We start from the raw sequence: 25049 nt of genomic DNA, 5'->3' as shown, positions 1-25049 counted from the left end.
TGTGGCAATCGAATCGACAGGGACATGAACGCTAGTATCAACCTTTCAAGATTAGCCGTATAGTCACGAACAAGACACGGCTAATATGTACCGTGAGTTACACGGGAATTAACGCCCTCGGAGTGTTGCAGCAAACGAGAGTAGTATCTGAGACAGATACAAAATCGGACACGGAGAACAGGGAAGAAAACAAAAAATCTCTTTTACAGGTTTTTATAAGTTTTTCGTAACGGTTCGTATGGACTTAAGTCAACTGGAAAAAGAGTTAGGTATTACTTTTCAGCAAAAAAATTTATTAAAAGAAGCATTTACGCATTCTTCGTATGTGAATGAATATAAGAAAATGAAGTTACATGATAATGAGCGGTTGGAATTCTTGGGAGATGCTGTACTGGAATTGGCTGTTTCGCAATATTTGTACAGAAATAATCAGGAAATGCCCGAGGGAGAAATGACCAAATTACGTGCAGCTATCGTATGTGAAGCTTCTTTAACCGTCTTTGCCAAGCAATTTGATTTTGGGCAGTATCTTCTGCTGGGCAAAGGAGAAGAGCAGACAGGCGGGAGACAGAGACCAGCCATTTTAGCAGATGCATTTGAGGCATTTTTAGGGGCACTTTATTTAGATCAGGGCTTTGATGCTGTGCTGCACTTTTTAAACACACGTATTTTCCCTGCATTAACCGTAGATGCTACAGCAAGCGTAATGGATTATAAAAGTCATCTTCAGGAAATTGTCCAGAAGCAAAAGGATAGAAAAATTGAATATCAAATTATCGATGAGCAAGGTCCTTCGCATCACAAAGAATTTATTGCTCAAGTTGTGATTCAGGGAGAACCGGCAGGAAAAGGAAATGGAAGAACAAAAAAAGAAGCTGAACAAAAAGCGGCTAAGGCAGCACTGGAGAAAAAACTTCCGGAATAAAAAGTGTTGCGCATAAAAAACGTTACGCAAGAATCGTTGGTTGCCTGTTCTTGCGTAACGTTTTTTGTTTTATTTACGAATGGCTGCCAGTTCATTAATAAAGGCTTGTGTTTCTGAGGCGCTTAAACGGCCTTTACTGATGACCATGTCATACATCCATTTTAATTCATCATATTTTTCGAGGTCATAATCCTCTGCGTCCATAATTGAACGGTTAACGACTTGCAATTTTTCTGCTAGCTCCTGAAGCATGTACTCCATATTTGCAACGCTTGGCTGATCTAACTGCATCTTATCCCCCTTATCCTTAATTCGACATTTTCATGTACATGGAAAAGTATAAAATAGCAATGATGTGTATTTTAACTGAAGCATGTACAGTAACTGAATGTATCATGTTATAGGTGTTTATTATAGCATAAGTTTTAGCAATCGTTAATGGTCCATTTCTGAATTAATACCGTGCTGCACATAGGCTAAAGCATCATAATATGATAAAATGTATTAGCTAAACGATTCTAGCAGCGATCATATAAAAAATAAAATTTATAACTTTATATATTGAATGAATAGATATGTTTTTTGTGCTTGAAAAATGAAGGTAAAATATTGATTTCATCTTATATATTCAACTTTTGTACTTTAAAAAGTAACTTCCTTACCATACATCTGTTGACAAAAATTAGAAGGTAGAGTGTAAAGCAACCGCTGCGGCGGACCGTTTTGCTTTCCTAGGGGCACGCTCTTCAGCTAACTTTTGCCAAGAAGATCGCTTGGCAAAAGTGGATCTTCAGAGGGTGCTGATCCCTCAGGAGTCAAAACGGTCCGCCTTCGCTAGTGGGAACTTCTGTACATGAAGTAGCTGAACAAATAAAAGTAGATCAAACAGAACACATTTTTTGTGGTGTATGGAAAAAATGTTCAGCAAGCATCCCTTTCTGTGCATGAAAGCTATTTTCGATATGATCCATACTGTCATGAGTTGAATTACTAAACCAACCATTTGAAACACCAAAATGATGGTTTATTTAGGCTGAAAAGCGATTATTTCATCTCACTTCATCAGGATGTTATTTCTTCCAAGAGTTGTAGCGTTTTATTAGAGCGCAGGCCAACCACGTAGACTCCTAAGTGGTTTGCAAGCTAAAACCGTGACTCCTGTCACAACGCCTGCACTTGCACGTCCTGGGGCTGCGCTTACTCGCCCCATCGAAAACATTTGTGCATCGCAGGGCGAGCTGGAGATCCACTTGAAAAGCGGTTTTCTTTTCAAGTTAGCTGAAGCCGTCCCCATGGAAAGCGGAGTGGTTGGCCGGAGCGGAAGCTATACACCATTTCCTGATTAAAAAAAGAATGATTGAAATCAAAGCAAGCAGATAATAGAGGTCGTGTTCACCTTGAAACTGTAAGGTTTATATGCCTGTTTTTAGGTGTGAAAGTTGAATTATATATAATAACTATAAAAAGTAAGATTGATTTTTAGGAGAATGATTATGCATTTAAAGCGATTGGAAAGTGTTGGATTTAAATCCTTTGCGGAACGGATTAACGTTGATTTTGTACCTGGTGTAACAGCCGTAGTAGGTCCCAATGGCAGCGGGAAAAGTAATATTACGGACGCGGTTCGCTGGGTTTTGGGGGAACAATCAATGAAATCTCTCCGCGGTTCAAAAATGGAAGATATTATATTCCAGGGCAGTGATTCGAGATCTCCTTTAAATGTCGCGGAAGTTACACTCGTATTAGATAATAAAGACCAGCGTGTTCCCTTAGATTATGAAGAAGTCAGTGTAACGAGAAGAGTTTACCGGTCCGGAGAAAGTGAATTTTATATTAATCAACAGGTCTGCCGGCTCAAAGATATTGTAGACCTGTTTATTGATTCCGGACTGGGAAGAGAAGCATTCTCTATTATCAGTCAAGGACGGGTAGAAGAGATACTGAGTTCAAAGGCGGAAGAACGCCGTGTAATTTTTGAAGAAGCTGCAGGCGTTTTAAAATATAAACAGCGTAAGAAAAAAGCAGAGTATAAACTTGCGGAAACGCAGGAGAATCTAAATCGTGTCGAGGATATTGTTTATGAAATTGAACAGCAATTGAGCCCCTTAGAAGAACAATCTAAAAAAGCAAAACAATATCAGAATTTACAAGCTGAACTTCAAGAAAAAGAGATTTCTGTGCTGATCACGGAAATGGAGCAGATACATCAGGAATGGCAACAGGTATTAGCCTATTTAGCTGATAATGAAAAAAAACAAAAGGAACAATCAGAAGCTATCCATCTGATTGAAACAGACTTGGCGAAAGAAAAAGAAAACATGCAGCAATACGAAGCAGAAATTGAACAATTGCAGGCCGGACTATTGGAAGTAACAGAACGCCTGGAGAAATATGAAGGCAAGAAGCAATTATTTGATGAGCGCTCCAAGCATGCGGATGAAAATAAAGAAAAACTTGTGCAGCAATTAGAGCGGGTAACTTCTAATGTCCATGTACTGGAACAGCAAAAAGCGGATGAGCAGGAAAAGTTAACACGTTTAGAGAAAGAGAAAGCTGATACATTGGCCAGAAAGAAAGACATCGAGAAAAAATTAGCGACGCGTCCGGAAGATGTAGCAAATCGCATAGAGGATTTAAAAGCAGAATACATCGAGTTATTGAATCAGCAGGCTGCCTTTCGGAATGAAAAACAATCTGTGGACCGGCAGCAAGAACAAATAGAAGCTAAAAATAACTCGCAGTCTATGAAATTTAAGGACATGCTTGCGGATAGAAAAGAGTTGCAAGCTAAACAGAAAGCTTCCGGAGAACGATTAGAGAAACATAAGAACCATTTAGAAGAAAAGAATGAGCAATTAAAAACGTTAAAACAGGAAATGCAAACGGAGCGGACCAAATACGAAGAAGCTCAATCGAAACTGTATCAAGGCTATCAATATATTGAAAAAGTAAAATCAAAGAAAGAAATGCTGGAAGAAATGAAAGAAGACTTTCAAGGATTCTTTCAGGGTGTCCGTCAAATTTTACGAGCAAGGGAAGAAGGAAAGTTATCGGGGATAGAAGGAGCCGTTATTGAGTTAATGGATGTTCCGAAAGACTATATTACAGCAATCGAAACAGTGCTTGGCGGACAGGCGCAGAATATTGTTGTGGAAACCGACCAAACAGCCAGAGAGGCAATTAACTGGCTGAAAAAGACAAATAGCGGACGGGCAACTTTTCTGCCGCTGCAGTCCATTCAGCCGCGCTTTTTAGCAAGGGACGGACAGCAGCAGATAAGTGATTATCCCGGCTTTGTGGGAGTAGCATCTGATTTGGTGCAGCCGAAAGCAAAAAAATATGAAAAAGCAGTACAGCATATCATGGGGAATGTTGTGATTGCGAAGACGTTGCGGGATGCGAATGATATTGCGATAAAACTGCAGCGGAGATACCGGATTGTTACACTGGACGGAGATATGGTACACCCTGGCGGTTCTATGTCGGGAGGAGCGCAGAAAAAGCAAAATCAATCCTTATTCACTCGTGAGAAGGATTTGCAGGAGCTGCAGGCGCGCTTAGAAGAATACCAGCAAAAAACAGAGCAGTTTGAGAAAGGTGTACAGAAAAAGAAAGATTACCTGCGTGAATTGGATGAAAAAATAAGCTCAACGGAACAAGAGACCCAACGTATACAAACTGATGTTCAGGAAAGTCAGGCTGAATTCCAATCTTTCCAGGCTAAATTAACATCTGTTAATGACAATTTAGCTATCTATGATATGGATAAAAAGCAGAATGAACAAAGCCATACAGAATTAACAGACCGGAGTGAAGTGTTAGAAAAAGAATTAGAGAACATTCATCTCAAGCTGCAAACGACCCAAAAAGAAATAGATGATTTAACAGAAGAGGAAGCAAAATTAAAAGAATCCAGAGAAAAATTGCAGGACACGCTTAATGAAGTGAAAGTAGCCTTGGCAGAACGGGAAGAACGTTATAAAAATCAACAAGCAAATACAAAAGCGTTAGAAACACAACTGGAACGGGCACTTCAGGAAAAGAAGGAAGCAGAAGAAGAGCTGGAGACAATAGCGGCTATCAACAACCAGGAAGAAACAGAAGAAGAAATGGAAGAAAATATAGCCCAAGCCAAAAATTCCAAAAAGGAAATAACAGAAAGCATCGAAAAACTGCGTGAAAAGAGAAAATCTGGTTCAGAACAACAACAGGCTTTAGAAGAGAAACTGAAAAAAGCCCAAGAACAATACCAGACAACGAATGAGCAGTATCAAAAACAGGAGGTGAAATCCAACCGTTTGGATGTCGAGCTTGACAGTCATCTGCAGCAGCTTGAAAAAGAATATATGATGACGTATGAGATGGCCAAGCGTGATTATTCCAAAGTTGAAAACACAGAAGAAGCGAAAGCAGTGGTCACCCGCCTGAAAAATCAAATCAACCAATTAGGAACAATTAATTTAGGGGCAATTGAAGAATACGAGCGAATTTCGGAAAGATACCAGTTTTTAAAAGAACAAAGGGACGACCTTGTGGAAGGCAAGCGAACGCTATATACTGTTATTGAAGAGATGGATACGGAAATGAAAGAAAGATTTGATACGACTTTCTCAAAAATAAAGGAAGAGTTTTCGCATGTGTTTCAGCACTTGTTCGGCGGCGGACATGCTGAATTAAAATTAACCGAACCCGACAATTTATTGGAAACAGGTGTCGATATTATCGCGCAGCCGCCCGGTAAAAAACTGCAGCATTTAAGCCTTTTATCAGGCGGGGAACGGGCTTTAACAGCTATTGCTCTTCTCTTCTCTATTTTACGTGTCCGTCCAGTTCCTTTTTGTATACTGGATGAGGTAGAAGCAGCTCTGGATGAAGCGAATGTTGTCCGTTTCGCGAAGTATGTGAAGCAATTCAGCAAAGATACGCAATTTATCGTTATCACACATCGCAAAGGAACGATGGAAGAAGCAGATGTACTTTATGGCGTGACGATGCAGGAATCAGGCGTATCAAGACTCGTTTCTGTCCGGTTGGAAGATACCAAAGAATTGATGCAATCGTAGGAGGATATCATGATGGGTTTTATGGATAAATTGAAACAACGGTTTAAGCAAAACGAAGAAACACAGGAAGTTTCCGAAAAATACCAGGAAGGAATGAAAAAAACGAGAAATTCCTTTTCCGGGAAATTAAATGATTTAATCGCTCGTTATCGCAAGGTGGACGAGGATTTCTTTGAAGAGCTGGAAGAAGTTCTTATTACAGCGGATGTCGGTGTTTCGACGGTAATGGATTTGGTTGAAGAACTAAAAATGGAAGTGAAACGCCAAAAGATTAAAGATACCTCAGAAATAAAAGATGTTATATCGGAAAAGCTCGTAGAAATCTATTACGGAGAAGAAGATTCGTCTATTCAGCATGTGCAGGTAGATGGAGAAGGATTACAGGTTATTCTTGTTGTCGGCGTGAATGGCGTCGGAAAAACAACAAGCATCGGCAAGCTTGCTCACCAATTAAAAGCAGACGGCAAGAATGTCATTATGGCAGCCGGAGATACGTTCCGTGCCGGCGCAATTGAACAATTGGATATTTGGGGAGAGCGTGCCGGCGTTCCGGTCATTAAGCATAATGAAGGAAGCGATCCTGCCGCAGTCATTTATGATGGAATCAGGGCTGCCAAATCACGGGGATCCGATGTTTTAATTTGTGACACTGCCGGAAGACTGCAAAATAAAGTGAACCTGATGAACGAACTGGCGAAGGTAAAACGCGTTATTGAACGTGAAATTCCCGGTGCTCCTCAGGAAGTTCTGCTCGTGTTGGATGCAACCACTGGCCAAAATGCGTTGACACAAGCACGTACTTTTTCAGAAGCAACAAATGTAACTGGCATTATACTGACCAAATTGGACGGAACAGCAAAAGGCGGTATTGTACTGGCTATCCGCAATGAATTACAGATTCCGGTAAAATATGTCGGATTAGGCGAAAAAATAGATGATCTGCAGCATTTTGAAGCAGATGCATTTGTATATGGTTTATTTGCGGATCTGGGAATGAATGAGGAAGAGAAGGAAGCAGAATAAGCTAAACTAAAACCAGCTTTTGTGCTGCTTGACAACTTCTGATTTGATTGGATATGATATTGTAAAGGAAAATCACTTAACAAGAGGTGTGCCCGTTGTTGGAAAAAACGAACCGAATCAATTATTTATTTGATTTTTATCAAACACTGTTAACACCGAAACAGCGCAGCTATATGGAAATGTATTACGTGGAAGACTATTCTTTGGGCGAAATTTCAGAGCTGTTGGAGGTTTCCAGACAGGCTGTGTATGATAATATTAGAAGAACGGAAAAAATGTTGGAGTCTTATGAGGCGAAGCTGCATCTTTTTTCGAGATTTGAAAAAAGAACCGAAATTATTGAAAAGCTTTCGGAAACAGTAAAAGATCCGGAGGCAAAGAAATATGTACAACAATTACAAGATATAGATTAGGGGGATACCTTCTATGGCATTTGAAGGATTGGCGGAGCGTCTCCAAGGTACGATAAAGAAAATTACCGGCAAAGGCAAGGTCTCCGAGCAAGATGTGAAAGAGATGACAAGAGAAGTTCGTCTGGCACTCCTGGAAGCAGACGTAAACTTCAAAGTAGTAAAACAGCTAATCGCCCGGATCAAGGAAAGAGCGGTCGGGCAGGAAGTAATGGAAAGTTTAACGCCCGGACAGCAGGTTATCAAAGTGGTAAAAGAAGAGTTAACCAGCTTAATGGGCGGCGAGCAAAGCAAGGTTGCAGTAGCAGATCGGTCTCCGACGGTTATTATGATGGTTGGTTTACAAGGTGCAGGTAAAACAACAACAACTGGAAAACTGGCAAACCATCTGCGTAAAAATCATAACCGGAATCCCCTGTTAGTTGCATGTGACGTCTATCGGCCGGCGGCAGTAGATCAATTGGAAACATTGGGAACACAGCTGGATATGCCTGTTTTCTCATCAGGAACAGAAGCAAATCCGGTTGATATTGCCAATGAGGCGATTGCTCAGGCAAAAGAAAATCATAATGATTATGTCATTATTGATACGGCAGGACGTCTCCATGTGGATGAAAATCTGATGGAAGAATTACAGCATATCAAAGCGGATGTAAAACCGGATGAAATTTTCTTAGTGGTCGATTCCATGACAGGTCAGGATGCAGTTAATGTTGCAGAAAGCTTTAATGACCAGCTGGATATTACCGGCGTAGTTCTGACGAAATTAGACGGAGATACCCGCGGCGGTGCGGCGCTTTCAATCAAAGCAGTAACAGATAAGCCGATTAAATTTGCCGGAATGGGCGAAAAACTGGATCAGCTGGAGGCTTTCCATCCGGAACGCATGGCTTCCAGAATTCTTGGCATGGGGGATGTGCTTTCCCTTATTGAAAAAGCGCAGACCAATGTGGATGAAAAACAGGCAAAAGAATTAGAGGATAAAATGCGTTCGGCATCCTTTACATTTGATGATTTTCTGGAACAAATGGGACAGGTGCGTCAAATGGGGCCTTTAGATGATTTAATGTCCATGATTCCGGGGGCTAACAAGATGAAAGGCTTGAAAAATGCGCAGTTAGATGAAAGTCAATTGACAGAAGTAGAAGCGATTATTCAATCGATGACAAAAGAAGAACGCCAGGAACCGAGCGTCATCAACGGAAGCAGAAGAAAACGTATTGCAAAAGGATCCGGAACTTCTGTTGCAGCAGTAAACCGCTTGTTAAAACAGTTCTCCGAGATGAAAAAAATGATGAAGCAGATGACCAACACGCAAAAAGGCAAGAAAGGAAAAGGCGGCGGCATGAAATTTCCTTTCATGTAAGGAAGTTTAAAAAGCAATGTTGTCAGTTTAATATATTTTATAAAAATTATATTTGATACAGGTAGATAGTCATGAAACTATCTCGCGAAATGTTTTTCCGTAGCGTTCGGCTTAATCTGACAACATTGGTTCAAAAAGTCCGTTAAAATAATGTGAATGGCGGTAAAGAACTTATTTCGCTTTGAACACGTATCTTCGTGTTGATTTTCACGTCTTTTTATAATAAAATATACTTGTAATGGAAAAATACTTTACAGACTAAAAACTATCTGTTAGAATCAATTCTTGTGATAAGATATTTATTGGAGGTGCAAAACATGGCAGTAAAAATTCGTTTAAAACGTATGGGTGCAAAAAGAAATCCATTTTATCGTATTGTAGTAGCTGACTCTCGTTCTCCACGTGATGGTCGCTTTATCGAACAGATCGGAACGTACAATCCTGTAGCGAATCCGGTTGAATTTAAAATAGATGAAGAAAAAGCACTTGATTGGATGACAAAAGGCGCAAAGCCAAGTGACACAGTACGTAACCTGTTTTCTAAACAAGGCATCATGAAGAATTTCCACGAACAAAAAAATTCAAAATAAGTAGTGTGATATCATGAAAGCCCTGATTAAATCGATTGTTACCTCATTAGTAGATTATCCGGACGATATTGTTATTAAGGAAACCGAAGAAGATTCGAAGGTTACCTATCATTTAACCGTTCATCCGGATGATGTCGGAAAAGTAATCGGCAAAAATGGACGAGTTGCAAAAGCAATCCGTACAGTTGTCTATGCAGCCAATACTGGTGGTAATAAACGCATTTTTTTAGATATTATGTAAGATTCTTATCCGAGCAGCATCATGCATGCTGTTTGGATAACTTGGTAAAGGGAAAGCTGATCCTGTTTTTTTAGGGTTCAACTTTCCCTTTTTACACATTTTCGAATCTATCGGGCAGGAGCTGAATTTCATTGCAATTAATCAAAAAAGTTCCCATTAAGCTGGTCGTAACGGAAGAAAGCAAAGAAAAGATCCGCCAAAATTTCATCAATCATAAATTACGTCTTGAACAAGAGTGTCAACAACTCCAATTTGAAATAAGAAAATTAAAGAACAAAAACGCCAATACTCGTTCGGATATGGAATCGCGGTTTAACCAGGAAATTAAAAATCGCCAGGAAAAAATAAAGCTGCTGGATTTTAAAATCGAACAGCTGGATGAATTGGAAATGGGAAGTGAAATCGTGGAAAAAGAGGTTGAAGCTCTTGTTGAAGTCGAAGTCGGCTCGGATTGGGACCATATTATGAAGGAGCAGGCTATCGTAATTAAAGATGATAAAGTTATTCGAATTGACGAATGATATAGAATAGGTGGGAAAACGAAAACATGGATACAGAGAAATTAAAAATCGGAAAAATTGTTAATACACATGGCGTTCGCGGTGAAGTGAAACTTTTGCGTATTACCGATTTTGAAGAGCGATTCATTCCCGGCAACGAAGTAATTATCGTGTCAGATGATGGAGATATTCCATTAACCATTGCGTCACACCGCATTCATAAAGGTTTTGACTTGCTTACATTTGAAGGATATACAAATTTGAATGAAGTGGAAAAGTGGAAGGGTCTGCATTTGTATATTGATAAAAAACAGGCAGCAGAATTGGAAGAACATGCCTATTATTACCATGAAATTATCGGCTGCAAGGTGGAAACAACGGAGGGAGAAACGTTAGGCAGCGTGAAGGAAATCCTGTCTCCCGGTGCCAATGATGTGTGGGTTGTACAAAGACCGGGGCAGAAAGATTTATTGCTCCCATATATTGAAGATGTCGTAAAAAAAGTGGATGTGACATCCGGCGTTATTTCCGTGGAACTGATGGAAGGGTTGTTAGATTAGATGCATATTGATATTTTGACATTGTTCCCGGACATGTTTCATGGTGTTTTGGAAAATTCTATTTTAAAAAAAGCGGCAGATAAGAAGAGGTTTACCTATCAGCTCGTTGATTTTCGCGACTATTCGGCGAATAAGCATCACAAGGTGGATGATTATCCGTATGGTGGAGGAGCGGGAATGGTATTGACGCCGCAGCCGGTATTTGATGCTGTCGAGGCTGTGAAAAAAGAGCATGTCTCCTCTTGCCCCCGTATTGTGTTAATGTGTCCTCAAGGCGAGCCATACACACAAAAAAAGGCGGAAGAACTGGCAGAAGAAGAACATCTAATTTTTATCTGCGGACATTATGAAGGCTATGATGAACGTATTCGTGAATATTTAGTAACGGACGAGATATCGATAGGCGATTATGTTTTAACAGGGGGAGAACTGGGTGCAATGGTAGTTGCAGACAGTGTGGTCCGGTTATTGCCGGAAGCTTTGGGAAATGAAGCATCAGCAAAAGAAGATTCTTTCTCTACCGGCTTACTAGAACATCCGCATTATACGCGTCCTGCTGATTTTCGGGGACTTCCAGTTCCGGATGTTTTGTTATCAGGAAATCATGCGAATATTGAAGCTTGGCGAAGAAAGGAATCTTTAAAAAGAACCGCTCAAAGACGCCCTGATCTGTTAGAAAATCAAGAGTTCCATGAGGCAGATAAAAAAATACTTCAGGAAATAAAAAATAACGAAAAGTAGTTGTGCTTCACGGAAGAATATGCTATATTATTAATTGTGCTTATGTGCGTATAAGTATGTAAAACGATGTTCCGCTGTTCGAATGAGGGCATGAGCATTAGTTTGGAAGGAGTGAAAATCATGCAACAAATTATTGCTGACGTAACCAAAGATCAATTGCGTACAGATCATCCTGATTTTCGACCTGGTGATACATTAAAAGTTCACGTTAAGGTTGTAGAGGGTAGTCGTGAACGTATCCAGGTATTTGAAGGTGTTGTAATCAAACGTCAAAACGGCGGTATCAGTGAAACATTTACAGTAAGAAAAATTTCTTACGGTATCGGTGTGGAGCGTACTTTCCCATTACATTCACCAAGAGTTGATAAAATCGAAGTTTCTCGTCGCGGTATCGTACGTCGTGCGAAGCTTTACTATCTTCGTAACCTGCGCGGTAAAGCAGCTCGTATTAAAGAGCGTCGCTAATCGACCGACAGAGAATTTGAAACGAATACAAAAGGGCTACGTCAATGATGGCAGTAGCTCTTTTTCATTGCTTCTGAGAAATTTCCGTTTTCGAGTATGCCGCACTTTAAATTTTTATTGAAGAAGTTGTATATAAAAAAATAATACTTAGAAGTTGTTTATCTAAAGTTTCCTAGCTACAATAATAGGTAGACTGAAGTTATCGGAGGAAGTCAGATGTCAGAGAAAGAACAGAATGAACAAAAAAAGAAAAAAAATGAATGGCTGGACTGGATCAAAGCACTGTTGCTTGCTTTTGGCTTCGTGTTTCTGGTACGGATGTTTTTATTTGCGCCTATCGTTGTAGAAGGACCCTCCATGTTGCCGACCTTGCATGATCGTGATCAAATGATCGTGAATAAGATTAATTATACTATCGGAGAACCGGATCGTTTTGATATCGTTGTGTTTCATGCTCCGGAGCAAAATGACTTTATCAAGCGGGTTGTCGGGCTGCCGGGAGAACATGTAGCAGTAAGAGATGATGTATTATATATAGATGGCGAACCAGTAGAGCAGCCTTTTCTGAGTGACCAGGTCTTTACAAACGATTTTGAATTAGAAGATTTGGAAGAAGGACATGAGGTTGTTCCCGAGGATTCTGTATTTGTATTAGGTGACAACCGGAGTAATTCAACAGACAGTCGGATTATCGGCGTAGTGCCGATGGATGAAGTGGTCGGAGAAGCAAGTCTCGTCTACTGGCCGTTGAATCGTATCCATTTTAGCGAATAAGGAGATCAGGAAGTATTGTACTTACATCATCATCTGAACGAAAGAGATGATATGGGTGAAGTAATGTAAATCGTTATTACGATATACCGAATGATTCGCAAATCGTTGTAGTTCCAGCTAGAATGGGGATTAATGGAGCAATTTGAACTCCCTTGCTCCATAGGAATTCGTAATAATAAATGTTTAGCTAAAGTTGTTATGGATATATACGGAAAGAAAGATGGGATTGTCGAATGATATTACGAAGATGCAGAAAGATTATTATGGCCAATTCCTATAGAAAAAATTGGGGAATAGGAAGTAGATTAAAGTAAAGACTCAGCAAGATGAGTATTAGAATTTCAGGTTATAATTAGTTACCCGAATAAAAGAAATATTACCGTGTTTTTATGTAAAATGCCTCTATCTCTAATCGAGAAACGATTAAATGAGTAGGAGGTGTTTTTTTATGAAAAAATATATCTGCGTAAGATAGCTTCATAGAAGAATGTGATCAGCCTATGTGTTAAAGGAAGGGGTGGATTTCCCCTTCCTTTAACACAGAAGGAAGCAAGCGGAGCACGGTAGGAAATTAATAAATTCACCATTTCAATTGTCCAATTTATTGGCATAGACCACCAAGGGTTACATAGATTTTGATATAGAAAATCAAAGGGTGGACGACCATACTGAACACAGCAACGCTTATACAGATATGAATAGTGAAGCCATGGTGGAAGATGTAGAGAATTTAACGTTAGCTAATCCCGAATCTCATGAGAAATTACTGGATATGGAAATCACTGCGGTAGCTGGGCGTGATTATACAACCGGTACTGTTAAAAGGTACGGGGTGGATGATGAAACATACAAAATTCACGATACGAGTGATGGAGTAGTTTCTGTAGAGAGTCAACATGGAGAATCATTAGAAGCGGTAATCGATGATCGAATTTCTTATGATGTTAAAGGGGAAGGTATAGCTAAGCCAGCACATTCTTTTGAAATTAAAAATGAAGATTATATTCAATTAATACAACAAGTAAATACTAACAACAAAGAGTAGAGGTGGGCTAGTTGTGAAAAAAATAATACTAATATTAATTTGTATATTATTTCTAGCAGCTTGTGGGAATAATACAGATCAAAGTGAAAAAAATATAAATTATAAACTAGGGTTTCCATAAGAAATTTCCTCATCTCTTATGGAGTTCTTGCTTTTTTATTCTACACCAATGTACACAGTTTATTTTAAAGATGAAAATCAGTATATTTTTTCTCAGTTTGATGTTGAAAATAATCCCGAAGAAATTGTTAATTATATAAATACAGAGAAGGAGATAAAAGAATACTTTTCTCCCCTGTCTGATTCAGAAAATACTCAAAGTGCTTTTAAAGATTTAACAGAGGGTTTTGAAGCAGAAATGTTTGAAAAGGAAGAAGATACACTACTGCAGTCACACCCTGAAGTTACTTTGGAAGACAATAATGTTATTACGGTTCGCACGAATGAAGGAGAAAAAACAATTGATTTGGTTGAAGAATTAGCATCATTCAATTTACAGCCAAGTGATGAGCTGGAGATTTCTATTCCTTCTGTAAATAAACAGTCATTTTTCCTCGAAATTAGGAATAGTCAGGCAGAAGGAGCTAACGAATTTATATATGTATATATGAATCAAGATCTCTCCAATTTTACAGCGGTGAGTGGAGATACCAACCATTTTAGTAAAAGCATCGAGAATGGAGAGTTAGACGATTTTAAAGAATTGGTATTTGAAACAGAACTTAACAATCGATAAGCTTTATTAATGGATACAATTCATGTATTTGACAAAGAAAGTAAAAATATACACAGGTTAGATGATGAAGCTATTTTTCCTAGTCAAGATGGTAAATATGTATTTCTTCAAGGCAAAAGTAGTCCGCTTGAAGAAGGCGTACATCATATTCAAAGAACGGAAGATTACCTTGAAGGGAATGAGCAATACGAGTCCGAATTTGAACTACATTATGATGAAATAGCTGATGAATTAGATATTGATTCAGTTGGAATAGAATCAGCAAACATTGTGTACTTTAATGGAGATTACACTGTTCTTCATCTTGAGTTTTCTGCTGCTGTCACTGGATCAGCGGGTTCAACAAATGTGATTATTGATTTTCAGGAAGATAAAGATAATCCAACTTATTATTTGGTAGACTTAGGAATTATTATATGAGAGTCTAAAATAAACTGTTTACATTATCTAATTTTTAATGCGCAAAATTAACACCGCGGTCAATAAAATGCTCTGTAGATTCTTAAAATATTATGTTAAAGTATCGAAAACAATTATAAATAGATTGACAATGGAGATAGAACTGGTACTTCTTATCTCCATTGTTTTTTATTACCATTAGATAATATTTAAAAGTATCTAATTTTTATTCAACTCTAATATTTTTAACTCAATGAAATAGTGTTTTTATTGGTGAAACATGGTATAATTATCCTATACATATTTACAAAAGAACGGGAGTGAAACAGTGAAATTAAAAGTTTGTTTTGCGTTATTTATTGTTTTTATACTTTTGGTTGGCTGTAGTTCAAATGAAGAATATAGTGGTAACGATGTCCCTTCGGATATTTCGGAAGAAAATTATGAGAAGTTTGTAGAAGAATATGAAACATATGAAGAAAGAGTAAGAGAATCTGACGGGGAGTATCTCAGTAGTGATAGCGAAAGAGGTCTTGCCACTGATTTATATGACATAGCATGGGAAAGTAGGAAGAAGGTAGATAACGGAGAAGATGCAATACTTACTACAACGGAAGACGAGTTGCTTGATAATTTTACTACATTGTATGCCCTCAAAGAAAACGAAGATACGGCCTATATGTTTATTAATGACACAAAATACGACGAACCTTCTGAATATGCGATTATCTTAGAGGAAAATATAATCGACACACTTGAACTGGATAAAAACTCCATAACTGCTGAAATGGTAAATGGAGACAATGATTTTGCCGATAATAATGACACTTCAGAAGCAAACGAAGAACTTAACCCGGATTATGAACCAGAGTTTTTTAATCCAACCGAATGGGATAATTGTATAAATAGTCAAGCTTATACAGTAGAAGAATGTATAGATATTGATGAATATTATGCCAGTGAAGAAGGGCAAAGAGAATTACAAGAAGCTGAAAAGCAGCAAGAAGAAGAGTTAGAAGCAGATATTCAAGAAGAAGTTGAACTAGAAGAAAGACATCAGAGAGAAATGGAAAATGAAGAAAAACAACAGCAAATTGATGATATCTATGGATCTCAGGATGATTCAGAAGTAGAGGAAGAGATAACAGAACCCGAATATAATAAAGTAGAAGGTTTGGAATCTACCTTGCAATCCATTTCGGACTTATTATATGAAGTCCAGTCGATTAATAGTGATGCTCTTGCGTTAGAGATTAGCGAGGAGGATGCTGATGAAACAATACGATTATTGTCAGAGGAGACGGAAAGTCTGAGTTCTATAATAGATAATCCAGAGGCAAATAATCATTTAGGGGAAGACGGCATGGAGAATATCGAAAAGATTATTTCAAGCCTAGAAGAAGTAATCGCTAGCGAAGATTTAGTCATAGATGACCCAATGTCTACACAAAACATACAAGCAGCGGAAGCTACAGTTTCAGACGCTATATCTATTATAGGAATAATTTCATATTAATCCGACTTTTCTAATTGTACAAAAAATTATAGCCCCTCACATAGAAACAGTGAAGGGCTATTTTTATGTTTATTTAGAATGTGCCAGCGTTCGATTTTTCCTGTAATTTTTCAATTACCATAGAGGATGGTCTGGATACAACTCCATCTACAGGAGTACCAAGATAACGCTGGAGACTCTTGATTGTGCCAGCCCCCAATAATCCGTCAACAGAAGAGCCAACTTTCTTTTGTAGAGCTTTGACAACTAAGGAACCACTGTTCCATAGGAAATTCCTCCATAGAAAGCCTGAGTAACGGCATTACTATACTGTCCACTAATGACGCCATCTAGGGGAGTTCCTAAAGCACGCTGTAATGCTTCAATAGTTGATTCCCCAGCTTTGCCATCTACTTTTAGATTTGCGCCACTGTATGAAACGCCAGAACCGTTATATGTTCCGCCAACTTTGACTAAATCACTTCGCTCAGTTGTGTAGAATATATTACCATTATCATCTTGCACAAGGTATTGCGGGCTACCATTGACCTCATAAAGATTATCCATCTTCCGCTTAAATCCGTTAGGCTTACCGCCAGCAGGATTTGACCAACGTTGTGCATCATAGTAATTTACAATTAAGAACCTTTGATAATTAATTCTTTACCTTTGTTATTTGTTCCAAACCAATCGACATCGTTTGTATTCCCTTATTCTAGCTTTTATAAGTATTTTCACCCAACTGATAAACGATAATAAGTGAAATGACAGGGAAGTGATCGTGTGTGATAAACATTTTGCCCCCCGACCTGTTTTTCAGGAGAATTTTATTGATATGACAGGTTTGACTCGAAATAAGGAACATTGAAATATACCTGAACAAAATTTAGAAGAATGGAAAGAATGTGTGATTTGGAAGCAGCAAAATTAAATATGAAATAAAAGAGAAAATATGATAAAATAGGATTTACCCTATTGCCTTTCATGTCTTCTCTTTACCCTAGGTGAAAAGGGAATAAGATGAAAAAGAGTAAAGTTTTCATTGAATGATTTTAGAGACAGCTTAGTGCTTAAAGAAACTTATACACTTAAAGTGCGTGTTCAAAAAGCCCGATAAATCGGACTCAGAAGTTCAAGGCGAGGAGATTTTTTCGAACGGAGCGTATGTTTTATAATACGTGAGTATCGAAAAAATCTCGTCAACGCAGAAATTCGCCGTGTCATTTTTATTGGACTTTTTGAACATCCTCTTAAAGGCTTTTCTTCAAATACCCTTCCCAAAGTAAAAAATGGTTTAGCTGATTATTATGTTGAACTATAAACAGAAAAAATGAATTTCTTTTTTACACGCAGGGCATAAGAGCGGCGGTTTTGATGGGACGAGTAAGCGCAATGGTTTTCGATGGGGCGAGTAATTGCAGTCCTAGGCCCAACTTTAGCTCTGTCTGCGCTTTTTGGCTTGTCAATTGCTAAGTCTCCTTTATCGAGGAGATGAGCTCGGGGCCCGCGGAAAGCGTAGTTTTTCCGGAGCGAATGCCAGAAGGCAAAACCTTTACTTCAACTTATAAAGTTACTTTTTATAAGATAAACGATAAAATATGAAATTCAGGGTCTGAAACCCTTGGTATGAAGGGAGTGAAATGAAGCTATGACAATTCAGTGGTTTCCTGGTCACATGGCTAAGGCCAAGAGAGAGGTGCAGGAGCAATTAAAGCTTGTTGATTTTGTGATTGAATTAGTTGATGCAAGAGTGCCTTACTCTTCCCAAAATCCGATGCTGCAGGAAGTTTTGGAGCAAAAGCCGAAGCTTGTGCTGATGATGAAAAAAGATTTGGCTGATCCTGCATACACAGCTGCATGGATAGAAGACTACCGGAAAAAAGGTGTACAGGCAGCTGCGGTGGATGTGAATCAAAAAAGTGATATACAGCAAATTGTCCAGCTTGCGAAGGCGATGGGACAAGAAAAAATGGATAAACTCCAAAAAAAGGGAATTAACCCTAGACCTGCACGAGCAATGATTGTTGGTATTCCAAATGTAGGCAAGTCAACACTAATTAACCGGCTTGCCAGCAAGAAAGTTGCGAAAACGGGCGACCGCCCCGGAATTACCAAACAGCAACTATGGATTAAGGTAAAGAAAGATTTTGAATTGCTGGATACCCCGGGTATTTTATGGCCGAAATTTGAAGAAGAGATTGTAGGATATCGGCTGGCTGCAATTGGAACAATAAAAGACCAAATTCTTCCCCTTCAAGATATCACTGCCTTTGTTATCCGCTTTTTATTTGAAGAATACCCGGATCGTTTACCGGAACGTTATCATATAGAAGATAGTTCGGATATGGTAGAACTTTTTGAGGGTATAGGGCGAAAAAGAGGCGCATTAGAAAGCGGCGGCCATGTGAATTTTGACAAAGTCTCCGATATTGTTCTTCAGGATTTACGTACCGGAAAGTTAGGCAAATTCACATTGGAACAACCGTAAAGGAAAACATTGCATCGCGGGGTTCGTTATCCTGCGATAACATGTATGATTAGTCTGCAAGGGATACTTCTTTGTGGGCTATTTTCATATGAAAAAAGATTATTTAACATATCAAGAGAAATGACGATAATATAAGAAAGCAGGATGAATCATGAAAAAACAATCCATCGCAGAAATTAAGCAATTATTAAATGAAAACAATCTGACAGAGGAAGAATGGGAGGTGCTCATCCAAGATGAAAGGAAAGGGGTACAGACTCTGATCCAATCCTATCATCGTAAGCAAGAGCGTGAAAACCAATTAATCCAGCAATTTGAAAGTATGCAGCAGTATGAGAAAAAAGCATATGCGGGCGGCGCAGAATGGATTGCCGGTGTGGACGAAGTAGGGAGAGGACCGCTTGCAGGACCGGTTGTTGCAGCAGCTGTAATCCTGCCGGAAGACTTTCGCTTAATCGGTTTAAATGATTCTAAAAAACTGAAAGAAAACGTAAGAGAAGAATATAGTACATATATCATGGAGCATGCGCTCAGCTACCACATATCTTTTATAGATAACCAGTCTATTGATGCCATGAATATCTATGAAGCAACTAAAAAGGCAATGTATGAAGCGTTAGCCGGATTACACCCTTCTCCGGATCATGTATTAGTAGATGCCGTTCATCTACCGGGAATAAAAAGTTCCCAAGAAGCAATTATCAAAGGAGATGCATCCAGCGTCAGTATTGCAGCCGCCAGTGTTTTAGCAAAAGTAGCTCGTGACCAGTTTATGAAAGAATTGCATCAAACCTATCCGGTTTACCAATTTGATAAAAATATGGGATATGGAACGAAAGCGCATGTGGACGGTCTGCATCAATTCGGAGTGACGCCTTACCATCGAACGACCTTTGCTCCAATAAAAACACTATTAAGAGGATAATGAAAAAGAGGGGAAACTATGAGGATTCAAGGTAACGTAACAACGGGGACATTATCCCGATCATCCAAAGCCGGTTTGCTGCAAAACTTGAAAACAGGTGATGTTTTACAAGGAACGGTCAAGCAGCTTTTTCCAAACCATCGGGCAGCTATTCAAATGCAAGGTCAGCAGCTGGTTGCCCAACTGGAAGCCTCTCTTTCCGTTGGCGGCAAATACTTTTTTCAGGTGGATTCCATAGAAGGAAATACGCCGGAGTTGAAAGTAATAACTGAAGAACAGCAGAGTGGACAGCAAATAACGCGTCAGCTTTTGCAGCAGCTTGGAATAAAAGAAAGTAAATTATCTGTCCGTCTGATTAAGGCGCTTGTCAGAGAGCAGGTCCCCATACAGAAAAATGAGTTGCTGCAGGCACTTCAATATATCCAGGAAAATAAAATTTCCCCGCAACAAGCCCAGCCTGCCCTTATGCAGCTGATGAAAATGCGTATTCCTGTAACACACGCTTCGTTTCAAGCAGTGCAAGCGATACAAAATGACAGTATCAGTGACAGTTTAGCGTCATTGGAGCGGTCCCTTCCCTCTGGGCAATATCCGATGCTTCAAGCTGAATTAGAACATGTTCTAAGAGGATTTCCATCTGAACAAAGTGCGGTTCGCGCTGTCTTCACTGCAGATGCTCAAGCAGCTAAACCTGTTTTATTTCCATTTCTTCAAGAGCTTGGTCTCGTTTCAAAAGTATTGAATAAACAGGGCTGGTTGAATATGTTACAGCAATGGAGTCCATCTGCCTCACAGGATTTATCCAGTCAAACAGCGTTCGCGCTCCCTTTTACTTCCAGTTTTGAAGGAGCTAAGGAACAACTCCAGTCTATTCTGGGGAATCAAAAACAATTGATAACAGAAGCTAAAGTATTACAGGAAGCATTGATTCAAGGAAATAACACAGCAGCCCAGTCTAAGGAGAATTTAACCATGGTGTTTCCACGGTATTTTGCCAAACAAGCACCGGTAACTCCTGAAATGGAAGCCGTTGTCCGTCCTTTGCTGGAAGCTTTAATAGAACCGAAAAATTATCAGGCGTTGGAGCGATTGATGCATATTTGGACGGCTTCCAATGAGAGCAGTATCCATCATCCCAAGGAACAATTTTTACAGCGAATGCTGTGGACCCTTCGTGATGCAGGTTTAAATGCGGAAAACGCTTTAAAATCGGATGCCCCTCATACAACACAATTCAAACACTTATTATTGGAAATGCTTCAGAATAATGGAGGCGGACCAGGCAGAGAAAACGCACAACAGCTCGTACATTTGTTGAATGGCATGCAAATAAATAACCTGCATGACAACAGTTATGTTATGCAGGCTAATATACAGATACCTAGTCAAAAGTTTGGGTTGTCCAAGGATATCGATTTGCATTTTGAAGGAAAGAAGACGGCGGATGGAAATATTGATCCGGAGTATTGCCGTATTATTTTTGATTTAGAGCTGCACAAAATGAAAGAGACTATTGTAGATTTGCATGTTCACAAGAATGCGCTCGCTATCACGATTTATAATGATCAGGATACGACACCGATTTTAGTAGATAAACTTCGTCCTGATTTACAAGAAGCATTGGACAAAATGAATTATCAGGTAACATCAGTTATTTGCAAGCCTTATACAGAAGGGGAAAAGCAGCATCAGGCAGGAAACATTGATGACGGACAAGCTGTCCAGAGGAAGGTGGACTTTCGCATATGAATGAGAAAAGAAGAAAAGCAGTGGCCTTAAGTTATGAGCAGCGTATGGATGAAGCACCGAGAGTGGCTGCTTCGGGAAAAGGCTTTTTAGCTGAAGAAATCATCGAACGGGCGGAAGAGCATCATATACCGATAGTAGACGACCCGTCCTTAGTAGAAGTACTGGCACAATTAAACATCAATGAACAGATTCCGGAAGAACTCTTTCAAGTTGTTTCCGAAGTATTTGCTTTCATCTATCAAGCAGATAAACAAACTTAAAAGGAAATAATATTGAATTTATGTTTCCTATTTCTTGTTTATTTTCTCTATTTTTAATACAATAGTATTGCATTGATTTTGATAGGAGGATGGAAGATGAACATTCATGAGTACCAAGGTAAACAAGTTCTACGAGAATTTGGTGTAAACGTTCCCGAAGGCCATGTAGCTTATTCCGTTGACGAAGCTGTAGAAGCAGCAGAGAAGCTCGGGTCGTCTGTAACCGTTGTCAAAGCGCAAATTCATGCAGGCGGGCGCGGAAAAGCCGGTGGTGTAAAGGTTGCAAAGAGCCTGGAGGAAGTTCGTACATACGCGGATGAAATTTTAGGAAAGACCCTTGTAACACATCAAAATGGTCCTGACGGCACAGAAGTAAAACGTTTACTTATTGAAGAAGGCTGTGATATTCAGAGCGAATATTACGTAGGGGTAGTTCTGGACCGCGCTACATCAAAAGTAGTAATGATGGCGTCTGAAGAAGGCGGCACAGAAATCGAAGAAGTGGCTGAAGCAACACCTGAAAAAATCTTTAAAGAAGTGATTGACCCGGTTGTCGGTCTATCACCTTATCAAGCTAGAAGACTTGCTTTTAATATTAATATTCCGGATGAATTGCTTGGGAAAGCAGTTAAATTTATGACAGCACTTTATGACGCTTTTGTTGCGAAAGATTGCTCTATTGCAGAGATCAACCCGCTTGTAACAACTGGTGATAATCAAGTGCTGGCACTGGACGCAAAATTAAACTTTGATGATAATGCCTTATATCGTCAAACGGATATCGCTGATCTGCGTGATTTGGGCGAAGAAGATGACAAAGAAATTCAAGCTTCTAAATATGATTTAAGCTATGTTTCCTTAGATGGAAATATCGGATGTATGGTGAATGGCGCCGGCCTGGCGATGTCTACCATGGACATTATAAAACATTACGGCGGCGATCCGGCTAACTTCCTTGACGTAGGAGGCGGTGCTACAACCGAGAAAGTAACAGAAGCATTTAAAATTATTCTTTCCGATGAACATGTAAAAGGTATTTTTGTAAACATTTTCGGCGGAATTATGAAGTGTGATGTCATTGCTGAAGGTGTTGTGGAAGCAACACATCAAATGGGACTGACGATTCCGCTTGTTGTGCGCTTAGAAGGCACAAATGTAGAGCGAGGAAAAGAAATTTTAGATGAATCCGGTCTGAACATTACTTCTGCATCCTCTATGGCAGATGGAGCAGAAAAAATTGTTGCTGCCGTAAAATAAAGTATAGTAGTTACCGTGTATTGACTTACAAATAGGAAAGGACGGACTTAGAATGAGTGTTTATGTAAATAAAGATACAAAAGTAATAGTCCAAGGAATAACAGGTGGAACAGCACGTTTCCATACAAGACAAATGCTGGACTATGGTACGCAAATCGTTGGTGGTGTGACACCGAAAAAAGCGGGAACTGAAGTAGAAGGTGTTCCTGTATTTAACACAGTGGAAGACGCTGTGAAAGCTACTGGAGCAACGGCATCGGTTATTTATGTACCAGCTCCTTTTGCTGCTGATGCAATTTTAGAAGCAACAGATGCTGAGCTTGATTTAGTCATTTGTATTACAGAACATATTCCGGTTATGGATATGGTGAAAGTAAAACGGTATATGGAAGGCAAGAAAACTCGTCTTGTCGGCCCGAACTGCCCGGGTGTCATTACAGCAGATGAAACAAAAATTGGCATTATGCCTGGATATATCCATAAAAAAGGACATATCGGTGTTGTTTCCCGTTCTGGTACGTTAACTTATGAAGCAGTTCACCAATTATCAGAAGCCGGCTATGGACAGACGACAGCTGTTGGTATTGGCGGCGACCCTGTTAATGGAACAAACTTTATTGATGTACTGGAAGCATTTAACAATGATCCGGAAACAGAAGCGGTAATCATGATTGGTGAAATCGGCGGTACTGCGGAAGAAGAAGCTGCTGAGTGGGTGAAAGCCAACATGACAAAACCTGTTGTCGGATTTATCGGCGGAGCAACGGCACCTCCAGGAAAACGTATGGGGCACGCAGGTGCGATTATCTCCGGAGGAAAAGGTACAGCAGAAGAAAAAATCCGTATTATGGAATCTTGCGGTATTAAAGTAGCTTCTACGCCTGCTGTGATGGGAGAAACAATGATCGAAGCATTGACAGAAAAAGGCTTGCAGGAAAAATGTAAAACACACTAAAACTGTAAAGATCATTTAAAAAGAAGAAGCCGGGCATGGAATGCTGCTTCTATCTGATAATGGATAGAAGCAGCAGGATGTCCAGGCTTCTCCTTTTAATAGGAAGGAGAATGGTCAGCGTTGAACTATCACTTTAATCGGTTAGACTTTATTCATCTCTGTCGCTGCCGTTATGCAACACGACCTTTTATCCGCAAATGGCTGCGCGTAGATCCGGACCTGAAAAAGATTCACCAAGTCTCTTCACAAGAATTGTCACAAATTATTCGAATTCCTCAGAAAAAAGCACAACTCCTCTTGAAAGATTTGCATAACCCCCAACGCAAACAAAAGGTAATGGAAGAGTCAAGGACGTTCCATATTATCACAATAGTTGACGAATATTACCCCGCTATGTTAAATACAATGAAAGACGCACCGCTCGTTTTATATGGATTGGGAAACCTGCATCTGTTAACAAAACAGCCGTCTCTTAGCGTAATCGGCACTAGAAATCCATCGAATGAGGCGTTTGAAAAACTAGCTATGGCAATAACGCCTCTGGTTGATTCGAAATGGGTTATTGTTAGCGGGATGGCCAGGGGCGTTGACAGTATGGCGCACCGGCTGACATTAAAACGCCAGGGAAACACGATTGCCGTACTGGGCAGCGGTTTTCATGCTATCTATCCAAGAGAGCACTTGAGATTATATCAAGAGTTGGTAAGGAATGGACTTGTTCTATCCGAATACCCGCCTGATACGCCGCCTCAAAAGTATCATTTTCCGGAAAGAAACCGGATTATCAGCGGTTTATCGATGGGAACGCTGGTGATCGAAGCGATGAAAAAGAGCGGCACGATGATTACAGTAGATCAGGCTCTTGATCAGGGAAGGGACGTTTTCGCAGTACCGGGCAACCCGCTTATAAAACAGTGCACAGGGTGTAATGAAATCATTCAAAACGGTGCTAAATTAATTCAATCTGCGGAAGATATTTACACAGAATGGAATTATTATTTTAAAAAGTTCAATAAATAGTGTTTGACAAAATGGTATTCTATCTATAGTATTAGGAAAGATTTCTATTTGTAAATTGTCAA

25 protein-coding genes are annotated in these 25049 nt (G+C 39.5%); 23 read left to right on the top strand and 2 right to left on the bottom strand.

Annotation, left to right across the window (positions count from 1 at the left end; genetic code table 11):
- Positions 1–238: 238 nt before the first annotated feature.
- Positions 239–925: a ribonuclease III gene (gene rnc, locus ACFQ19_RS16495; RefSeq protein ID WP_379593740.1), complete on the top strand. Its 687-nt coding sequence runs from the start codon at positions 239–241 to the stop codon at positions 923–925.
- A 69-nt stretch (positions 926–994) separates the two neighbouring features.
- Here the strand turns inward: rnc and ACFQ19_RS16490 are convergent, their stop codons facing one another.
- Entirely contained in the window at positions 995–1216 is a 222-nt protein-coding gene (locus ACFQ19_RS16490; protein ID WP_379593739.1) for a DUF1128 domain-containing protein, read from the bottom strand.
- Between the two features lie 1202 nt (positions 1217–2418).
- On the opposite strand from ACFQ19_RS16490, the gene smc reads away from it, so the two are divergent.
- The 15 genes from smc (at position 2419) to ACFQ19_RS16415 (ending at position 16354) form a co-directional block, all read left to right on the top strand.
- Entirely contained in the window at positions 2419–5988 is a 3570-nt protein-coding gene (smc, locus tag ACFQ19_RS16485) for a chromosome segregation protein SMC (RefSeq protein ID WP_379593738.1), read from the top strand.
- A gap of 12 nt (positions 5989–6000) precedes the next feature.
- Entirely contained in the window at positions 6001–7011 is a 1011-nt protein-coding gene (gene ftsY, locus ACFQ19_RS16480) for a signal recognition particle-docking protein FtsY (RefSeq protein WP_379593743.1), read from the top strand.
- A 95-nt stretch (positions 7012–7106) separates the two neighbouring features.
- A complete protein-coding gene (locus ACFQ19_RS16475) occupies positions 7107–7424 on the top strand; it encodes a putative DNA-binding protein (protein ID WP_379593737.1) in 318 nt (105 codons plus the stop codon).
- Positions 7425–7437: 13 nt separating this feature from the next.
- The gene (gene ffh, locus ACFQ19_RS16470; RefSeq protein WP_379593736.1) at positions 7438–8787 is read left to right on the top strand and encodes a signal recognition particle protein; all 1350 of its coding nucleotides are present in this window, start codon (positions 7438–7440) and stop codon (positions 8785–8787) included.
- A 317-nt stretch (positions 8788–9104) separates the two neighbouring features.
- Entirely contained in the window at positions 9105–9377 is a 273-nt protein-coding gene (gene rpsP / locus ACFQ19_RS16465) for a 30S ribosomal protein S16 (protein WP_379593734.1), read from the top strand.
- Positions 9378–9390: 13 nt separating this feature from the next.
- Positions 9391–9618 carry a KH domain-containing protein gene (locus tag ACFQ19_RS16460; RefSeq protein ID WP_080874780.1) on the top strand — a complete coding sequence of 76 codons (228 nt, stop codon included), beginning with the start codon at positions 9391–9393 and terminating at the stop codon, positions 9616–9618.
- 131 nt (positions 9619–9749) lie between these two features.
- Positions 9750–10139 carry a YlqD family protein gene (locus ACFQ19_RS16455; protein ID WP_379593732.1) on the top strand — a complete coding sequence of 130 codons (390 nt, stop codon included), beginning with the start codon at positions 9750–9752 and terminating at the stop codon, positions 10137–10139.
- Positions 10140–10165: 26 nt separating this feature from the next.
- On the top strand, positions 10166–10678 hold the full coding sequence (gene rimM / locus ACFQ19_RS16450) for a ribosome maturation factor RimM (protein WP_379593731.1): 513 nt from the start codon (positions 10166–10168) through the stop codon (positions 10676–10678).
- The gene (gene trmD / locus ACFQ19_RS16445; RefSeq protein ID WP_379593730.1) at positions 10679–11419 is read left to right on the top strand and encodes a tRNA (guanosine(37)-N1)-methyltransferase TrmD; all 741 of its coding nucleotides are present in this window, start codon (positions 10679–10681) and stop codon (positions 11417–11419) included.
- A 120-nt stretch (positions 11420–11539) separates the two neighbouring features.
- Positions 11540–11884 (top strand): 50S ribosomal protein L19, encoded by a 345-nt coding sequence (gene rplS / locus ACFQ19_RS16440; protein ID WP_080874776.1) that lies wholly within the window; start codon positions 11540–11542, stop codon positions 11882–11884.
- Positions 11885–12100: 216 nt separating this feature from the next.
- Positions 12101–12658 (top strand): signal peptidase I, encoded by a 558-nt coding sequence (lepB, locus tag ACFQ19_RS16435; protein WP_379593728.1) that lies wholly within the window; start codon positions 12101–12103, stop codon positions 12656–12658.
- A 655-nt stretch (positions 12659–13313) separates the two neighbouring features.
- Positions 13314–13703, top strand: a complete 390-nt coding sequence (locus ACFQ19_RS16430) for a hypothetical protein (protein WP_379593726.1) — start codon at positions 13314–13316, stop codon at positions 13701–13703.
- Positions 13704–13851: 148 nt separating this feature from the next.
- Positions 13852–14439, top strand: coding sequence for a hypothetical protein (locus ACFQ19_RS16425; protein WP_379593725.1), 588 nt, complete (start codon positions 13852–13854; stop codon positions 14437–14439).
- Between the two features lie 9 nt (positions 14440–14448).
- Entirely contained in the window at positions 14449–14859 is a 411-nt protein-coding gene (locus ACFQ19_RS16420) for a hypothetical protein (RefSeq protein ID WP_379593724.1), read from the top strand.
- A gap of 307 nt (positions 14860–15166) precedes the next feature.
- Positions 15167–16354, top strand: coding sequence for a hypothetical protein (locus tag ACFQ19_RS16415; RefSeq protein ID WP_379593723.1), 1188 nt, complete (start codon positions 15167–15169; stop codon positions 16352–16354).
- A gap of 246 nt (positions 16355–16600) precedes the next feature.
- Here the strand turns inward: ACFQ19_RS16415 and ACFQ19_RS16410 are convergent, their stop codons facing one another.
- Positions 16601–16900, bottom strand: coding sequence for a hypothetical protein (locus tag ACFQ19_RS16410; RefSeq protein ID WP_379593722.1), 300 nt, complete (start codon positions 16898–16900; stop codon positions 16601–16603).
- 1081 nt (positions 16901–17981) lie between these two features.
- On the opposite strand from ACFQ19_RS16410, the gene ylqF reads away from it, so the two are divergent.
- From ylqF to dprA, 7 genes are all read left to right on the top strand, one after another.
- Positions 17982–18821, top strand: coding sequence for a ribosome biogenesis GTPase YlqF (ylqF, locus tag ACFQ19_RS16405; RefSeq protein ID WP_379593721.1), 840 nt, complete (start codon positions 17982–17984; stop codon positions 18819–18821).
- Between the two features lie 151 nt (positions 18822–18972).
- The gene (locus ACFQ19_RS16400) at positions 18973–19746 is read left to right on the top strand and encodes a ribonuclease HII (protein WP_379593720.1); all 774 of its coding nucleotides are present in this window, start codon (positions 18973–18975) and stop codon (positions 19744–19746) included.
- Positions 19747–19764: 18 nt separating this feature from the next.
- A complete protein-coding gene (locus tag ACFQ19_RS16395; RefSeq protein WP_379593719.1) occupies positions 19765–21495 on the top strand; it encodes a hypothetical protein in 1731 nt (576 codons plus the stop codon).
- Positions 21492–21755, top strand: coding sequence for an EscU/YscU/HrcU family type III secretion system export apparatus switch protein (locus ACFQ19_RS16390; RefSeq protein WP_379593718.1), 264 nt, complete (start codon positions 21492–21494; stop codon positions 21753–21755). The genes ACFQ19_RS16395 and ACFQ19_RS16390 overlap by 4 nt, the downstream gene beginning before the upstream one ends.
- Before the next feature lie 96 nt (positions 21756–21851).
- On the top strand, positions 21852–23012 hold the full coding sequence (gene sucC / locus ACFQ19_RS16385) for an ADP-forming succinate--CoA ligase subunit beta (RefSeq protein ID WP_379593717.1): 1161 nt from the start codon (positions 21852–21854) through the stop codon (positions 23010–23012).
- 52 nt (positions 23013–23064) lie between these two features.
- Positions 23065–23967, top strand: a complete 903-nt coding sequence (sucD, locus tag ACFQ19_RS16380; RefSeq protein WP_379593716.1) for a succinate--CoA ligase subunit alpha — start codon at positions 23065–23067, stop codon at positions 23965–23967.
- 120 nt (positions 23968–24087) lie between these two features.
- The gene (gene dprA / locus ACFQ19_RS16375) at positions 24088–24987 is read left to right on the top strand and encodes a DNA-processing protein DprA (protein WP_379593715.1); all 900 of its coding nucleotides are present in this window, start codon (positions 24088–24090) and stop codon (positions 24985–24987) included.
- Positions 24988–25049 lie beyond the last annotated feature (62 nt).

Source organism: Oceanobacillus locisalsi (assembly GCF_042675985.1).
GTDB classification, from domain to species: Bacteria; Bacillota; Bacilli; order Bacillales; family Amphibacillaceae; genus Oceanobacillus; species Oceanobacillus locisalsi.
Note: the sequence above shows the minus strand (reverse complement) of the source record. Positions and strands in the feature narration are given on the sequence as shown.

What these genes read in the sequence shown, in the direction of transcription:
- rpsP (WP_379593734.1), top strand. Translation starts at nt 9,105, where the DNA reads ATGGCAGTAAAAATTCGTTTAAAACGTATGGGTGCAAAAAGAAATCCA.
- ACFQ19_RS16420 (WP_379593724.1), top strand. Translation starts at nt 14,449, where the DNA reads ATGGATACAATTCATGTATTTGACAAAGAAAGTAAAAATATACACAGG.
- rimM (WP_379593731.1), top strand. Translation starts at nt 10,166, where the DNA reads ATGGATACAGAGAAATTAAAAATCGGAAAAATTGTTAATACACATGGC.
- ftsY (WP_379593743.1), top strand. Translation starts at nt 6,001, where the DNA reads ATGGGTTTTATGGATAAATTGAAACAACGGTTTAAGCAAAACGAAGAA.
- rplS (WP_080874776.1), top strand. Translation starts at nt 11,540, where the DNA reads ATGCAACAAATTATTGCTGACGTAACCAAAGATCAATTGCGTACAGAT.
- ACFQ19_RS16390 (WP_379593718.1), top strand. Translation starts at nt 21,492, where the DNA reads ATGAATGAGAAAAGAAGAAAAGCAGTGGCCTTAAGTTATGAGCAGCGT.
- sucD (WP_379593716.1), top strand. Translation starts at nt 23,065, where the DNA reads ATGAGTGTTTATGTAAATAAAGATACAAAAGTAATAGTCCAAGGAATA.
- ylqF (WP_379593721.1), top strand. Translation starts at nt 17,982, where the DNA reads ATGACAATTCAGTGGTTTCCTGGTCACATGGCTAAGGCCAAGAGAGAG.
- ACFQ19_RS16400 (WP_379593720.1), top strand. Translation starts at nt 18,973, where the DNA reads ATGAAAAAACAATCCATCGCAGAAATTAAGCAATTATTAAATGAAAAC.
- ACFQ19_RS16395 (WP_379593719.1), top strand. Translation starts at nt 19,765, where the DNA reads ATGAGGATTCAAGGTAACGTAACAACGGGGACATTATCCCGATCATCC.
- sucC (WP_379593717.1), top strand. Translation starts at nt 21,852, where the DNA reads ATGAACATTCATGAGTACCAAGGTAAACAAGTTCTACGAGAATTTGGT.
- smc (WP_379593738.1), top strand. Translation starts at nt 2,419, where the DNA reads ATGCATTTAAAGCGATTGGAAAGTGTTGGATTTAAATCCTTTGCGGAA.
- rnc (WP_379593740.1), top strand. Translation starts at nt 239, where the DNA reads ATGGACTTAAGTCAACTGGAAAAAGAGTTAGGTATTACTTTTCAGCAA.
- ACFQ19_RS16490 (WP_379593739.1), bottom strand. Translation starts at nt 1,216, where the DNA reads ATGCAGTTAGATCAGCCAAGCGTTGCAAATATGGAGTACATGCTTCAG.
- ACFQ19_RS16410 (WP_379593722.1), bottom strand. Translation starts at nt 16,900, where the DNA reads ATGGATAATCTTTATGAGGTCAATGGTAGCCCGCAATACCTTGTGCAA.
- trmD (WP_379593730.1), top strand. Translation starts at nt 10,679, where the DNA reads ATGCATATTGATATTTTGACATTGTTCCCGGACATGTTTCATGGTGTT.
- lepB (WP_379593728.1), top strand. Translation starts at nt 12,101, where the DNA reads ATGTCAGAGAAAGAACAGAATGAACAAAAAAAGAAAAAAAATGAATGG.
- ffh (WP_379593736.1), top strand. Translation starts at nt 7,438, where the DNA reads ATGGCATTTGAAGGATTGGCGGAGCGTCTCCAAGGTACGATAAAGAAA.
- ACFQ19_RS16460 (WP_080874780.1), top strand. Translation starts at nt 9,391, where the DNA reads ATGAAAGCCCTGATTAAATCGATTGTTACCTCATTAGTAGATTATCCG.